This is a genomic window from Acinetobacter sp. 24-47-67, from assembly GCF_056779735.1.
Window position 1 is genome coordinate 28,731 of sequence record NZ_JBWYIK010000010.1, and the last position, 15,849, is coordinate 44,579.

Here is a 15,849-nt window from a genome sequence, read left to right on the forward strand (position 1 = left end):
AACAAGAGAATAAAAAAACCACCATAACCAATAAATTAATGAGGCCTTTTATCCATATCACATGCCAAAAGCCAAAAAAGGTCTCGGGCATAAACCAAGATTCAACAATATAGAAAGGTAACCATTCGAATAGTAAACCGATTGCAGCCGTCATAAATAAGACTACATTGATCCATATCAAATAAACCATTTGTTTGAAAAAAATCTTATATTGCGAAGTATCATCCACAATCATTTTTTTTATAAGGGTGGTGATCAAAATTAAAATCACTGTAAGACCAAATGTGGCGCATATGCCAACACCCGCGCCCCACATCACAAACTTGATCCATTCCCACACACTTTCAGGCTGTAAATAAAAATACGCCCAGATATAGGGGGTTGAAATTAAGCCGAGCCCCAACAGAATAGTCAAAATTAATATTATAATTTTCAATAAAATAACCCTCATTCGTTATTTTATTGTGTCTTATTGATGCACTAAACTCAATAAAAAAGCCGCACCTGCAAATAAACCTGCAAAGGTACGATTCATCACTTTTTGTTGACGAGGTGATTTAAGTAAACGCAATACCTTCGCTGCAAGACCTGTATATCCAGCCATAACGATAAGATCGATAGCAATCATTGTACAAGCCATGATGAGGTATTGTGGCCATTGAGGCTTTGAAAGATCCAGAAACTGTGGCAATACTGCCAATAAGAATACAATTGCTTTTGGATTACTCATATTGACAAAGAAACCGCTGATTACTAGCTTCATCGCTGACTTTTGCTTTAAATCAGTCTGAATTTCGATGGACTGTACTGGGGCTTTCCACTGTAAATATGCCAAATATAATAAATACCCAACCCCAAACCATTTGACGATCAAAAATGCCAAAGGAGTCGTAGCAAAAAGTACGCCTGCTCCCGCAGCGACAACTCCAATTTGAACCAAAAGTGCAAGCTGCAGACCAATTGCATTCCAATAACCTCGTTTGAATCCATAATTCAAACCACTAGACATTGATGCAATAGCACCTGCACCAGGCGAAATACTAATAACCCAACATGCAAGCATGTAGGCAAACCACATTTGATAAGACATAACGATTTGGGAGATTTATTTTGATGAGATTATATGACAATTCGACTTTTTTAAGATTTAAAATTTGAATGTTTTTTTAAACGTCTGTCTGTTCAGCACTATGATGATCAGGCACAATGTGATCAGCAAAATTAGGATATTATAATTTCAGGAGCCATGAATGACTTCCCAATCCGTAATCTTACCATTACCTTCAGATCATGCTCGCTTTATCACTTTGCGTTTAAAAGATTTATCAATAGATCAACTAAAAGAAAAACTTGAAGATCTCTTTACGACTCGTGATCGCTTAATTACTCAACATCCTCATGCTCAAATTAAAACTGCGGTGGCTTTTGGACCAGAACTTTGGTCACAACTTTACCCTCACCAACCAAAAGGTTTTAAACAGCTTGAACCAATTCAAGGCTCTTTCACCATGCCTGTGGTCCCTGCTGATGTTTTAATCCATATCGCAGCACAGCGCACTGATATTTGTTTTGCCTTAAGCCAAGCTTTTTTTGAAGGCATTCAGGATTTAGTTGAGGTTTTAGATGAGCGCGTGTGCTTCCGAAATTTTGATGGTCGAGATTTAACTGGTTTTATTGATGGCACCGAAAATCCTCAATTTCCAGATGATCGTGCTGAAACAGCTTTATTAGGTGAAGATGCAGGAATTTTCACTGATGGCTCATTCGTTTTTGCTCAACGTTATCGTCATGATTTAGATAAATGGAAAAAACTTAAAGTTGATGCACAAGAGCAAGTGATTGGGCGCACCAAACTCGAAAGCATTGAGCTTGATGACGATGTTAAACCTGACAATGCACATGTGGCTCGAACCGTTGTTGAAGATGATGAAGGTGAGGAGCTTGAAATTCTTCGTCATTCTTTACCGTATGGCGATGGACGTGGTGATCAAGGTTTGTATTTTATCGCTTATACGAAAGATTTAACACGTATTGATCGCATGCTGACACGTATGTTTGGAACTAGTGGCGATGGTATTCATGATCGCTTATTGCACTTTGTGGCGCCTTTAGATGGAGCTTATTACTTCGCCCCAAGTGAAGAATTGCTAGAAAAGGTATTGGAAGGTTAGACAATAGAAAGCCGACGAGAGTCGGCTTTTATAGGGGAGGTAGTAGTTACATACAAATATATGTTAACAATTCCCCTAACCACATCGCCCTCTATAAGTAGAGAAAAAAACCTTTGAATTAGACATGCAGTTTATTTTTTTAGGCTTTTCATTTTCCTTTCCATTTAATTCATTAACTAAATAATTATCTTGAATTACAACTGGTTCATTTTTAGAGTCGACTCTAAATGTTGTATATCTATGACCTAACATAGAGTTATCTGCACAAGTATTATACTCTAATGTAAAATTATTTTCACTGATTGCTATATTCTTAAACTCACTATATTGACAATTATTAAAACTATCATCAAATAAAATATTATTTTTCCATAATGTTTTATTATTAAGACCATCCCTAATAACAATTGATTTCAACGAATCTTTTCCGCCTAAAACCTCAATATAGTCACTAACCCCATCTTTATTAACATCCATTTTTCTTTTTAAAAAAGCACCGCTATAAGATAAAACCCTATTTTCAACAAAATCATTCATTTGATCTAATTTAGAAACTTGACTATTCTCAACCCAACCTTTCCCAGAGTTTAAAAAAACTTTAAATTTATAGTTTGCTTTAGGTATATAATTGGAATCGGAATTATTTGTCTTAACTAAATTATCTTTTGGAATTAAAAAAATAATTTTTTCCTTAACTGCTTTTATACTCTTGTAATTTAGATCTTTTTTTTGATCAACAGTTGGAATCAAAAAAACAAATGCATTCCCAAGCTTATTAGTCTTACCATTATATATACAGCCATAATCTGGCAAATAATAATAACCATCCAAATTTGTATATTCAGTATTCTCACCATAACAAGTCAATAGACTATCTAACTGAACATTATTTAAGTCTTTTTTATCCGCATTAGCAGTACAAGCTGCTAATACCATGATAGAAATAACTACTGCACTTTTTTTCATATTCTCTTTCCACTTATATTGGGTCTAAAATATCCTACCCATCCAGCATGAGATGCCAAAGCTTTACCCGAAATCGTATAAACAGCTGTTCTACTGCACCCCTTCTTAACACAACCACCATTTTCTGTATTGAACCTTTCTTCAGCACTACCAACAAAGCCTATAGCCTCTAAAATTGTTACAGTTTTATTTTCAGTATCGACTGCATAAACAATTCCACAATGTCCAGCACTACTCCTCCAAACGAAAATATCACCTACTTGAGGAATGAAAGAAATTTCTTTACTACCTGAAACATAATCTATTTTATTAGAGTGTATTGCTCCTCTAAATGCTTTCTCAGTTAACATTATTCCTGTATGAATTGAATAAAATTTATCAGTAACTCCTAGTTTCATTAGATATATTGCGACAGTTTCTGAGCAATCTAAACCTTTTAAATCCTTAGCAGTAATTTCAGAAGTCGCAGTTGCAGGAGATAGCCCCCCTCTGGCACCAGCTTGAGAGTAAGGTATATTTCTATCTACGAGTTCTTTCATTTCATTTAGAACTGAGACCAACTGTCCTCCAACAGGTGCAGTAGGTGCAGTAGGTGCAGATTTATTTAAAGAATTGGTTTCTACAATAGAGTTCTTGCACTCATTTAATTTAAACACTTTTGATGTAATATCTTTAAAATTATTTTTTCTTTGTTGTCTAGATGCTGTTTTACTATTTATTACATCAATAAGTTTATCTACTATAACTAATTGTGATGTTAAAGTTACTTGTTTTTTATTAACTAAAGCAGACAAACCAAAAGATTTCCAATATGCCATGGATGCTAATGTTCCTTCTTTCAAATTATTAATATTATTAGCATCAATAACAATATTTTCTTGTGGAAAGCATTTTTTTATTTCATCATTAATTCTACTATATTTATCTTTTCCAGTAATTTGTATTATACCTCTCCCTCTGTACTTCCAACCATCACCAGAGTTTATATCTCCATTACCATTTCTATTAGCGTAGGCAATATTTGCTATCATCTCTTGGTTAGCTGGATGTTTATCATTTCTACCATATTTATCACATAATTCCTTATTCCCACGAAAGGCCTTAAAAGGCCCTCCATGACTTTTTTTAGCAACTCTTTTTCCATTCTCTGTTATATATATATTTCTTGGACTATTTGTATAATCAGCAACTAAAATATCTGAATGATAATTTAAGCTCTCACCATTTTTTACTGTAATTGAGGTACCAACCTCCTCAAGTACTTGTGCAAAAAAATGTGCTTTGCTTACACAATTTTTCATCAAAAACTTTTCTGCATACTGATTATAAGAATCCACTAAAGCTTTAATCTCAGATACAGTTGCATTTGTAAAAATTTGCTTTAACTCGTTTTCCGTAATTTTAGAGCAATTATCGCATCCATTTACTGATACTTGAGCAATTGGTTGGTTTTCATTATTAACCCTATGTTGAGTTTGAGACTGTGTTGTATTGAGAGTTGTGTTATTACTTGGATGAATATGATTATCTGTTTTAGCTTCAAATTTGATTGTATCTAAGGAAATACCTATTCCTAAATTTCTAGGCTCAGTAATAAATCTATTACTAATTACTTTATAACTACTATTTGTTTTGGACCAACCTTCAATTACTATATCCTTACCAGCCTCCCCTTGATTTAGAATTATCAACCCCTTTTCATTTGTTAATCTTTCAATTTTCACTTTACCACCAATAATAATTTTGATTTTAAAATTACTTATTGGTTCCCCTTTCCTATTAACTACTGCAACAGCCAACTTGGCTGTATTTGTATTTGTATTTGTATTTGTATTTGTATTTGTATTTGTATTTGTATTTGTATTTGTATTTGTATTTGTATTTGTATTTGTATTTGTATTTGTATTAGGAAGCTTTAGCTTCTGACCAATATAAATCAAATTTTTATTTTTTATTCCATTTAGACGCGCTAATTCATCAACACTAAACCCTTTTTTCCTTGCAATTCCACTTAAAGTATCACCTCTCCTTATCGTATACATCTCAATCTCCCAAAATTTCATTTATGTTTTCAATATTAAAATCTGTATATTCTGTTTCATAGACGATCAATTCTAATTCTTCTTCTTTTTCACTGAAAACTCTCTCTGTTTCAAAATTAGAATTAATAACACCCTGAATAAGTATTTCTTGAGTTTTTTTATTGATAATTTTATAACCTGAACCAATTAAGTCACTATGTTCACTTGATAAGGATTTTAAGTTAAATTGTTGACTATAACCCCCATCCAATATCTTAGGTATAAATGGTAACTGAAAATTAACGTTAGCCCCACCCGTAAACAAATGCTGCCCTGCCTTACTCTCAAATTTTCCACCCGTCGTGCTAAATACTCCACTAGCATTAATCTTGAGTTGCGAGCCACCTGCGGTCAATACGATTTCTTTTGGACTGGTAATTTCAATTTTATCTTCGGTTGAAATAAGCTTAATCACCTTACGTGCAATAGCTTCAATCGCATCATCTTGCGCTTGTAATTCAACTTTTCCTTTAGCTGCGAACGCTCGAAATCCTTTCTGTGCAGCAAACAAACTGATCTTGTCTTGAGCATGCCCCACAATATTTTTTTGCGCACTTAAATTAATTGAACCCTGTGCACTCTCCGCAATATCTTGTGATGCTTGAAGAATAATGTCCTCAGGCGTTGTTAATGCAATCCCATTGGGTGAAGCCAAAAGCATGAGTGCCTGTCTAAATAAACGTCCTTGCTCTTGTTTTTTTTGATCAGAACTATTTTCTAATCCTTGAGTATATCCCTCCATAAAACCTGTCAGTGTGCTTAAGGCTTTTACTGGATTAATATCATCTTTTTTGTTTGCACCACCAAAACCAGTGCATAACACCAGTTGATCTTCCACATTCAAGTCAACGCTCGAAATTGCTTTACTCACATCTTGAAGTGCTTGAAATGGGTTATCTTTAATCCCATTTTTAATACTTTCAAATTTCCTCTTTATCGCTTCAGAACCATATTCTTGTACGTTATCAATAAATTCCTTGAGATTATCAACCGCTTCTTGAGCATGCTCAAAGTAACTATTAAACTCATCCACAATTCCAGCAGTATTACCACCTAAAATACCAATATCCTTAATAAAACCACCACAATCTTTCAGTGCAATTAATGGATCCTTCGCTATTCCCTCTTTAAATAAATTCACTGTAGACTGCAAAGCTTGAGTACTACTTTTGATTTCTAATGATTGAATAAATTTAGGTAATCTACTAATTACATTTAATGCATCCGATTGTTGTTTTACTGCAATTTCACTGAGCATTTTCATACTCTGCTCACTCTGACTCAACAATGATTGAGCCTGTGCAGCTTCAAGATGGTCAGCAATTGCTTTTTCTTGTGCATAAGTCGTAATGAGCATTCCTTTCCCTGCACGAACAGCACCATAAGCATCAGTTCTCAGCTCAAATCCTTCTCCACGTCCATCACTTTTCTCCTTATCCTTAGGATGACTCAAATTACCCAGATTCAATTGAGTTGCCGCATGACTACTTTGCAACTGAGTACTAATTTGTCCTGTCGTATCATCAAATCGGAGTTGGTTAAATCCAGAGCCACCAACTTCTGCCGTGCGAATTCCGCTGAGTTTTTTTGTATCAGGTAACTGCCCCTTAACATCAAACTTAGTTTGATGACGTTCAGCCTCATGTAAACGCCCAACAACGAAAGGTCGATCAACATTTCCATCAAAGAAATCAATGACTACAATTTCACCTATACGTGGATGGAATCTTGATCCATAACCCTCCCCAGCCCAAGAAGTTAAAACATCAACCCATGCAGAGTCTGTATCATTATCATTCGACCCTGCACCACCATCATGTTGATGATCATCATTACGTGTAAATACGAAGCGAACCTTAATACGTCCCCACTGATCCACATAGATCGTTTCACCTTCAGGACCAACCACTTTTGCCCGTTGAGGATAAGCAACTGGACGATGTTTCAATGGATCATATTCTGGAACAATAGGTATAGCTCGGCGCACTAAACTCAGTTCTGTAGATAAACGCTCATCTGTTTTTGTCTGTTTCCAACGACTCAAATCAATTAATGTTTCAATTTGATTATTTAAATCTTTAGGTAAATTATTTTGATTAAAAAATTGTTTTCCTAAAATAATAAATTGGCGATCTGCCCCTTGATGTTGATCTATTTCTGGATGACCCATAAATTCAAACCAATACCCAACATTGGCATCTCGAACGCTACTCACCGCAGTAAAGTATTTAGCCTGCAAATCTTGGTATTGATTGAGTTGTGTATTCAGTTTTTGCAGTTGTGAATTGTTTGATAGAGTGGCTTGATCTTCACCTTTTAAATCAGCAATCCAAGCAGGACTCACAGTCCATGCTTGTTCTAGACTTAAGGTTTCATTATCCAACTGGTCACTATGTTGATGAGCACTGAGTTGATAATCATCTTGATCTTGCGCAAGTATATCGCCCTGCCAACGTTGTACCTGAATTGCTGTAGATTGTATTGAGCGTTGAGCAATAAAGCTGGTAATCGCATCAAAACGTTCTGTTGCATGACTGCGATGGAATCTGAGCGTGCGTCGATCTAAAGGCTCGTACTGACTATTTTCATCTATTAGCCTTAATTTTTGTGATTGAATTTCTTTCGCTGAGAATGGCACAGTTTGATCTGTCTCATCAATCAACCAATTAATGCCTTCACTCCGCCATAAGCGTGTTAGAAAATCATAGTCTGATTCGTTGGCTTGCATCACAAATGGACGTATATCATATGATGCTTTTAAACCCGCCGTTGACAGACTCAAAGCGGTACTAAATAACACGCTTTTCGTCTGCCACTCTTTAAAAATAATCTCAGTGATATCAACCACGGATTTGTTCATAAATACGCGACTGTTACGGCGTTTGTGCCAAAGTGAAGTTGCATCTTCAACAGTCAACTTATATAAGGTCAACGCTCCATCACTTTGACCTTGGCTCACCCCTGTCACAATCCCAGTAGTCCGAGCTAATTTTCCAAGATCCGTAACTTGATCGACAGCCACTAAACAACCAATGAATTGCTTAAGTTGTAAATGCGCATTCGTCGATAAGCATAATACTTCAGCTTTTAAGCCTTGATTAATAAAGTGTTGACCCTGAATTCGTTGAATGAAAACTTGGCTATCTAATATTGGATTAGAAAATTTAATATGTAAGGCGCGCTTTTGCGGGCTAAGACCCAAGCCTTCTATAATTGAATTGATATTATTGAGCATAGAATGATTAAAGCTATTATTATGATTTTTGAAAATTGTAGCGTATTCCGCTCAATCTTGCTTTTAAATATTGTAATTATTCTAAACAAAAAATAGGAACCAACGCATTGATTCCTATTTATTTCCAATGAATTTATATTGAAAATTCAAGTTTTTTTAAAATGGAATTCGCTTATAACGGCGATATTCAGGCTTCCAGAAATTATCTTCAATACTTTTTTCGATCAGCTCATCACTCAATGGCAAAGCAACACCATCCTCAATTGCCGCTTTTGCAACCTTAAACGCGATGATTCGGGAGACTTTCTGCAAATCATTAAGATCAGGAAGTAAGTCGTCGTCAGGGTTTTGCAATTTTGGAGAGCAATCTGCTAACGCCATACTTGATGCCATCAGCATATTGTCTGTAACACGCGTTGCCTGCACAGCAATCACCCCTAAGCCAATCCCTGGGAAAATATAAGAGTTATTACACTGAGAAATATTGTGTAGCTTATCTTGATAATTAACAGGCATAAATGGACTACCAGTTGCAATCAAAGCGCGACCGTCCGTCCACTGAATAATATCTGCTGGTACAGCTTCTACACGCGACGTTGGATTCGACAATGGTAATACAATAGGATGCTCGCAATTGGATGCCATAGTTCGAATAATTTCTTCAGTGAATAAACCCGGTTGTCCAGAGACACCAATTAACACAGTCGGGTGTGCATTTTTTACAACATCTAGCAATGAAATGATGCCTTCCGCATCAGCCCACGCGGATACATTTTCTGAACTTTGAACCAGTTTACGCTGAAAATCTAAAAGATTTGGTTGATTATCGGTCAATAACCCAAAACGATCGACCATATAAATTCGTGATCTTGCCTCAGCATCACTCAAACCTTCAGCCACCATTTGTGCAATGATTTGCTCAGCGATACCACAGCCCGCTGAACCAGCACCAAGGAATGCCACTTTCTGGTCACGTAATTGTTTTCCTGCAGCTCGACTTGCTGCGATTAAGCTACCGACTGCAACAGCAGCAGTGCCTTGAATATCATCATTAAAACAACAATATTGATTACGATATTTTTCCAGCAATGGCATTGCATTTTTTTGAGCAAAATCTTCAAATTGAATCAAAGCTTTTGGCCAACGGCGTTTAATCGCACGAAGTACGTCATCCACAAAGTCATAGTATTCATCGCCACTAATACGAGGCTGATTCCAACCTAAATAAATTGGATCATTTAGCAACTGTGCATTATTGGTTCCTACATCCAATGTAATGGGTAATGTATACGCTGGGCTAATACCACCACATGCGGTATAAAGAGATAATTTTCCGATTGGAATTCCCATCCCACCAATCCCTTGGTCACCTAACCCAAGAATGCGTTCACCATCTGTGATTACAATGACTTTGACGTTGTTCTTATTCACATTTTGTAAAATATCGTCGATGTTGGCACGATCAGGATATGAAATAAATACACCACGATGACGGCGGTAAATATCAGAAAATCGTTGGCAAGCCTCACCTACCGTTGGGGTATAAATAATCGGCATCATTTCTGATAAATGATTTTCTATGAGGTGATAAAACAAAGTCTCATTGGTGTCTTGTATATTTCTCAGATAAATATGCTTATTAATGTCGTCATGAAATGACGTAAATTGTTGATATGAACGTTGGTGTTGCTCTTCAATCGTTTCAATCACATGAGGCAGCAAACCGTTTAGATTAAAACTTGCTCGCTCCTCCTCAGTGAACGCAGAGCCTTTATTAAGAAGAGGTAGTTCAAGCAAAGTAAAGCCAGCATAAGGGGTATAAAGAGGGTGTTTTACTTCAGTGTGTTCAGTTGTCATCTCTAATCTCATGGATCAGGCCTAAATTCAGACCCTTTTCATTTCATTTTTACCATTTATTTAAGAAATAGCTTAAGCCGAAATGAAGACAAATGTATATTTATAAAATTGATAATAATATTGGCAGTATTTTTAAATTTTATAACTTCAATCCATCATTCTATTGATTGAAAAATAGATAAAACTGTCACATTTCAAATGTATTATTCATGTTTATTAACTTTTTTTTGCAAACTAATCTGAACGATTCAGCTAATATCGGATTCAATCGTATTTTTACTTCATTATTAGATCCACATGAAAATTACAGCTAAAATTGCCATTTTGCCATTAACTATTATTTCACTGCTAAATGTAACGGGTTGCCAAACCATCACTGACACGACCTCAAAGGTCGGTGATAAAGCACTTTCAATGGTGGGCTTAGCACGCGCTGATAAAACCCCTGAAATTGATAAAAAAGGCATTGTCGATATTAGTAAAACCACACTCGAGCAAATTGAGAAATTTAAACAAAATATGCCGATTGGTCAGTGGGTATATATCGAAAATGACCTTCAAGGAATTTATGACTTACAAAACAAAGCTGTTGATGGTCACATGCTGTTCCTGCGTTTAAATTGTAAGAATAGTGTCCAAAAACCAAGTCTCAGCATACAAAATGTGGAAGGTTCGGAAATTTTAAATAGTCTTCAGCCTGAAGTTGGAACGATCCAAGTACTACTCGACAATAAGAATTACGGAAATCCTTTTAGTTTGGCGAATCAAAAAAAATTAGGGACATTTCAATCTGCTGCTCAAAAAGCCAAAACCATTAAAATCTTCCATGCATCTAAGTTATACACTTTCCAAAATGGTAAAGCAGAATTATTAAATAAGCCTGTCACGTGTATGGCTTAGTTTCGAGTCATAAAATTGCCTGATTTCTATTTAAATTCACATTAAATGAGATAAAGAAATCAGGCTCAATTCAATCATCGATATGCATTAGATGTAAAAGATTAAATTCATCATCGTTAATTCTGCAAATAGCGCATAGTGATTAAAAAAACTGATTTTATTATTTTTATGTCGGATAAGTTTTATTCAACGCAAATCTGCTTCGCTAATGAGCGCTAAATTTGCTATATTTGTCGTTTTTCTGCGACATTAATTTTTCGATAAATTATGAATACGGCAATACAAGCAGCTCTCGATCATGCAGTGCAATCTCTTCAAGCTGAAGGGGTCCTCCCATCTGACTTTAACAACAGCGGAAACTTAACGCGAACCAAAGACCGAAGCCATGGTGACTTCGCTTCGAATATCGCAATGATCGCGTCTAAAGCTGCAGGTATGAAGCCTCGTGATTTAGCAGAAAAAATTCTTGCTGCACTGCCAGAAGTTACGGATATCAGTAAAGCGGAAATCGCTGGTCCTGGTTTTATCAACTTTTTCTTGAATGCAGACCAACGTTTTGCTGTTCTTGATGCTATTCAGGCACAAGCTAATGATTTTGGTCGTACACAAGTAAATGCTACGAAAAAAATCCAAGTTGAGTTTGTCTCTGCGAACCCGACATCAAGCTTACATGTGGGTCACGGTCGTGGCGCAGCATATGGCATGACGGTTGCGAATTTACTTGAAGCAACTGGTGCTACAGTCGATCGTGAATACTATGTGAATGATGCTGGTCGTCAAATGGACATTTTAGCGACGTCTACTTATCTACGTTACCTTGAGTTAACTGGTCAAACATTAGTATTCCCTAAAAATGCCTACCAAGGCGATTACGTTAAAGAAATTGCACAAAGCATTATTGATCAAGACGGCGATGTATATGTTCGCCCTGTAGCTGATGTTTATAAAGATGTGCCAGAAGATGTGCAGTATGCTGAAGAACTTGATGCCGAAGGTAACAAGGTTGTAATTTGTGGCGATAAAGAAAAACACATTGATGGTCTAATTTTTAACTCGCAGACGTTAATAGGTGAAGGTTATCGCGTTTTTCATCAAGCTGCGTTAAAAGCAATTCTTGATGATATTAAAGATGATCTTGGTGAATTTGGTGTGACTTTCAACCAATGGTTCAGTGAAGCATCATTGACTGAAAAAATTGAAGAAGCATTACAAACACTTGATCAACGCGGCTTCCTCTATGAGAAAGATGGCAACATTTGGTTCAAATCAACAGAATTTGGTGATGAAAAAGACCGTGTTGTAAAACGTCGTAATGGTCAAACCACTTACTTCGCTTCTGACATTGCTTACCATCTGAATAAACTTCAGCGTGGTTATACTGACATTATTGATATTTGGGGTTCAGACCACCACGGTTATATAGCACGTGTAAAAGCAGCGATTGATGCGATGGGATATGACTCAAAAAAACTGACTGTGTTATTAGTACAATTCGTCAGCCTATGGCGCGGTGGTGAGATGGTTCAAATGTCATCTCGTTCAGGTCAATTCGTCACATTGCGTGATCTACGTAAAGAAGTCGGCAACGACGCTGCTCGCTTCTACTATGTCATGCGTAAGTCTGAACAGCACATCGACTTTGATCTAGATCTCGCGGTTTCTCAAAGTAAAGACAATGCGGTGTATTACATTCAATATGCTCATGCACGTATTTGTCGTATGCTAGAAAAAGCAAGCAGCTTGAACATCAACTTCGATGCGACCACTGCGCGTGGTTTTGCCGCAAAGCTTGAATTAGAAGCTGAAACTGAAATCTTAGCAAAACTTGCAGCATACCCTGAAATTCTTGCACGTGCTGCAAACAACCATGAACCGCATCAAGTAGGTAACTACTTAAAAGAACTTGCAGCATTGTTCCATGGTTGGTACAACGAAAATAAAGTACTCGGTGATGATGCTGATCTGACCCAAGCACGTTTGTTGTTATCGGTAAATGTTCGTCAAGTCTTGAAAAATGGTTTAGAGCTTTTAGGCGTTTCTGCACCTGAAAGCATGTAAGTCATCGAAGGTGAATCTTTTTAAAAGATTCACCTCTTTAGACTTTTATTATTGAAAAAAATGAGATAAAAACTCCATGTGATGGTAATCCAATTTTCCATTGCATGATCTTAAAATAAGAGAGGTTTCCAAGTGTTTGGAAAAACGCAGCGTGGTGTATCAGAAAGACCTAACAAACCTAAACAACCATTAATACCAAAATGGTTAGGTATGCTTGTTCTGATTTTAATTGTACTGAGTTTTGCCGTAGCCTTAATGCTATGGAAACCGTGGGCGCCAGTCCAACCCAAAAGCAATGATATTCAATCTGAACATTATCAAGAAGATACGAATAAAGATTATCGCTTCTACGATTTATTGCCTCAACAACAAGTGACTCCAATCCCCGATCAAGCTGTACCTGAAAATCAGCAAGTGAACACCGCACCTGTCATCGTGGAAGCACCTGTGGTTGCTGATGCTACAACGACAGAGGGTGAACTGATTGAAAATGCAGAACCTCAACCCGTAGCGAGTAGCTACCTTTTACAAGTCAGAAGTTATCCAGATCCAGACAGTGCTGATGCACGTCGTGCTGAAATTATTCTCAACGGCTTATCTGCAGATGTCATTAAAACCACGGAAGGCGGTCAAACCTGGTATCGGGTTGTCTCTGGACCTTATGACTCTCAAGAAGCTGCTGTCATCGCTCAGCAAACCCTACAACACAGCGGTATTGATTCAATCGTTGTAAAACGATAATCAAAAAAAAGGATGCGATTAGCATCCTTTTTTAGTCTAGAGCAAACCTAAAATTTTGCTAAGTAGCGTTGGATAAAAGAAATACACTCTGACGCATAAACTTTAGCTAAATCATGTTGTCCGTTCGGGATCACATTCAGCTCTGAATACTTAAAAGCGTGATTTAAATACTCACCTACTGCGACAGGACTAATGTCATCATCTCCGCCCCAGATTAATAGTACAGGACATTCAATTTCAGCAAGCCGTTCATCTAATTTGGTTTCATCATCAATAAACCAGTGCGGCACTTCATATTCATTTTGATATTCTGCACGCCAATCTTTAACATGAAATGGTGTTAAATCAACGCCACCTGACGTAGCGACCAACACCAAACCTTGAATCAATTTTGGATACCTCAACGCCGCTTGAACAGCAATGACCCCACCCATAGATTGAGCGATCAGAATACTTGGGCGCTGAAGATGATCAAATACATAATCTTGTAAATCTGACATTGAATTTACATGTGGATGATCAGGATATTCACCAAAACTGGGATAAGCAATGATGTGCGTGTCGTACTCAGATTCAAAATGTGATTGAACAGGTTTCCAAAATGCAGTACTGCCAGATGCTCCGGGCAGGAAGATTAATTTCACTGCCTGATCTGCCATCTTAATCACCACCCTTGATGACCGCTCGCTGATAAGCAGGTCTTTGTTTTATGCGTTTTACATACGCATGAATGTTCGGATATTTTCCATTTAAGCGCTCATCCATCGCGATTAAGGGAAAACTCATTTGGATATCTGCAAATGAAAACTGAGATATAAAAAATTCATGTTGCGCCAAATGCTGTTCTAAAAATTCAATATGTTCAGCGAGACGCGGTTGTATAAATCCATCAGTCACCCCATCAATAATTTTATTGGCAATTGGTCGAATCACAAAAGGTACTTTAGGAGGTACAAACGAGAGAACTAAGGTCATCACTAAAAGTGGCATTAATGAGCCTTCAGCGTAATGCATCCAATACTGATATTGTGTTAAGTCCGGCTGTGACTGGGGTTTAAATTGATGCTGAGTATCATAGCGATCTGCCAGATAGTCTAAAATCACCGCCGATTCTGCGATCACTAAATTATCATCAGTAATCACTGGTGATTTCCCCAAAGGATGAACCTTCTTCAATTCTGGTGGAGCGGCGTAAGTTGGCAATCTTTTATAATGTTGAATTTGGTATTCAGCACCCAACTCTTCTAGCGCCCAAATAATTCTTGAAGAACGTGATTTTTCTAAATGATGTAATGTCAGCATAAGACCACCTAATTTTATTTCTCTCTATATAGCCATTTTGAATAAAAAAAAGACATCCTGCTTTACACAAAATGTCTTCTTTTTAGCTGTAAATTACAAAAATACAGAATGTTGATGCCTATTAAGTTGTCTATATTTAAATAATTGTTGTTTTAATTTCGACACTTCTGAGCATTGTTTTAGTAACTGGTGTTTTTTGGCACACATTTAAAACTTTTTCTTGTAGCGCTTCATCCAAGTTAGTTTTAAAACTTAAACGACGCTCAATCCATTCCTGCCCTTCCTTATTGGCTTTAAAATCTGCCTCGACACTAAATTCGCCTAAATCCAGTCCTTTATGCTCAGCATACATCCGTAATGTAATCATTGTGCAGGAAATTAATCCTGAACAAATAAAATCATACGGTGCAGGCCCACGATCTAAACCTTGGAATGATTCAGGTTTATCGGTGAGAAATGTGTGCTGACCAGATTGAATTTCACCACCCCATTTTTCAGGTAGTGTGGTGACCTTTGCATTTGCGATCGTTGCCATTTT

General features: G+C 36.8%; 12 protein-coding genes. 4 read left to right on the top strand and 8 right to left on the bottom strand.

The genetic code is table 11. The annotated features are described in order from the left end of the window. Nucleotides 1-469: 469 nt before the first annotated feature. Complete coding sequence (locus AC1M9K_RS11680) at nucleotides 470-1,090, bottom strand: LysE family transporter (protein ID WP_481589356.1); 621 nt, start codon at nucleotides 1,088-1,090, stop codon at nucleotides 470-472. Nucleotides 1,091-1,250: 160 nt separating this feature from the next. Here AC1M9K_RS11680 and AC1M9K_RS11685 point away from each other — a divergent pair, with 160 nt between their 5' ends. Beyond that, nucleotides 1,251-2,171, top strand: a complete 921-nt coding sequence (locus tag AC1M9K_RS11685; protein ID WP_481589357.1) for a Dyp-type peroxidase — start codon at nucleotides 1,251-1,253, stop codon at nucleotides 2,169-2,171. 75 nt (nucleotides 2,172-2,246) lie between these two features. Here the strand turns inward: AC1M9K_RS11685 and AC1M9K_RS11690 are convergent, their stop codons facing one another. The 4 genes from AC1M9K_RS11690 to AC1M9K_RS11705 form a co-directional block, all read right to left on the bottom strand. Then, entirely contained in the window at nucleotides 2,247-3,137 is an 891-nt protein-coding gene (locus AC1M9K_RS11690; protein WP_481589358.1) for a hypothetical protein, read from the bottom strand. Further along, on the bottom strand, nucleotides 3,134-5,179 hold the full coding sequence (locus tag AC1M9K_RS11695; protein WP_481589359.1) for a LysM peptidoglycan-binding domain-containing protein: 2,046 nt from the start codon (nucleotides 5,177-5,179) through the stop codon (nucleotides 3,134-3,136). The genes AC1M9K_RS11690 and AC1M9K_RS11695 overlap by 4 nt, the downstream gene beginning before the upstream one ends. Nucleotide 5,180: 1 nt before the next feature. Then, nucleotides 5,181-8,453, bottom strand: coding sequence for a type VI secretion system Vgr family protein (locus AC1M9K_RS11700; RefSeq protein WP_481589360.1), 3,273 nt, complete (start codon nucleotides 8,451-8,453; stop codon nucleotides 5,181-5,183). A 156-nt stretch (nucleotides 8,454-8,609) separates the two neighbouring features. Then, a complete protein-coding gene (locus AC1M9K_RS11705) occupies nucleotides 8,610-10,310 on the bottom strand; it encodes an NAD-dependent malic enzyme (protein ID WP_035268988.1) in 1,701 nt (566 codons plus the stop codon). A gap of 297 nt (nucleotides 10,311-10,607) precedes the next feature. Here AC1M9K_RS11705 and AC1M9K_RS11710 point away from each other — a divergent pair, with 297 nt between their 5' ends. The 3 genes from AC1M9K_RS11710 to AC1M9K_RS11720 all read left to right on the top strand — a co-directional run bounded on the left by AC1M9K_RS11710 (nucleotide 10,608) and on the right by AC1M9K_RS11720 (nucleotide 14,009). Beyond that, nucleotides 10,608-11,210: a hypothetical protein gene (locus AC1M9K_RS11710; protein ID WP_092767906.1), complete on the top strand. Its 603-nt coding sequence runs from the start codon at nucleotides 10,608-10,610 to the stop codon at nucleotides 11,208-11,210. A gap of 267 nt (nucleotides 11,211-11,477) precedes the next feature. Next, complete coding sequence (argS, locus tag AC1M9K_RS11715) at nucleotides 11,478-13,268, top strand: arginine--tRNA ligase (RefSeq protein ID WP_481589361.1); 1,791 nt, start codon at nucleotides 11,478-11,480, stop codon at nucleotides 13,266-13,268. A gap of 132 nt (nucleotides 13,269-13,400) precedes the next feature. Next, nucleotides 13,401-14,009: an SPOR domain-containing protein gene (locus AC1M9K_RS11720; RefSeq protein WP_035268975.1), complete on the top strand. Its 609-nt coding sequence runs from the start codon at nucleotides 13,401-13,403 to the stop codon at nucleotides 14,007-14,009. A gap of 47 nt (nucleotides 14,010-14,056) precedes the next feature. Here the strand turns inward: AC1M9K_RS11720 and AC1M9K_RS11725 are convergent, their stop codons facing one another. The 3 genes from AC1M9K_RS11725 to AC1M9K_RS11735 all read right to left on the bottom strand — a co-directional run bounded on the left by AC1M9K_RS11725 (nucleotide 14,057) and on the right by AC1M9K_RS11735 (nucleotide 15,846). Beyond that, the gene (locus tag AC1M9K_RS11725) at nucleotides 14,057-14,668 is read right to left on the bottom strand and encodes an alpha/beta fold hydrolase (protein ID WP_218947423.1); all 612 of its coding nucleotides are present in this window, start codon (nucleotides 14,666-14,668) and stop codon (nucleotides 14,057-14,059) included. A gap of 1 nt (nucleotide 14,669) precedes the next feature. Continuing rightward, entirely contained in the window at nucleotides 14,670-15,311 is a 642-nt protein-coding gene (locus tag AC1M9K_RS11730) for a glutathione S-transferase family protein (protein WP_092767910.1), read from the bottom strand. 136 nt (nucleotides 15,312-15,447) lie between these two features. Continuing rightward, entirely contained in the window at nucleotides 15,448-15,846 is a 399-nt protein-coding gene (locus AC1M9K_RS11735) for an OsmC family protein (RefSeq protein ID WP_035268969.1), read from the bottom strand. Nucleotides 15,847-15,849: the final 3 nt, after the last annotated feature.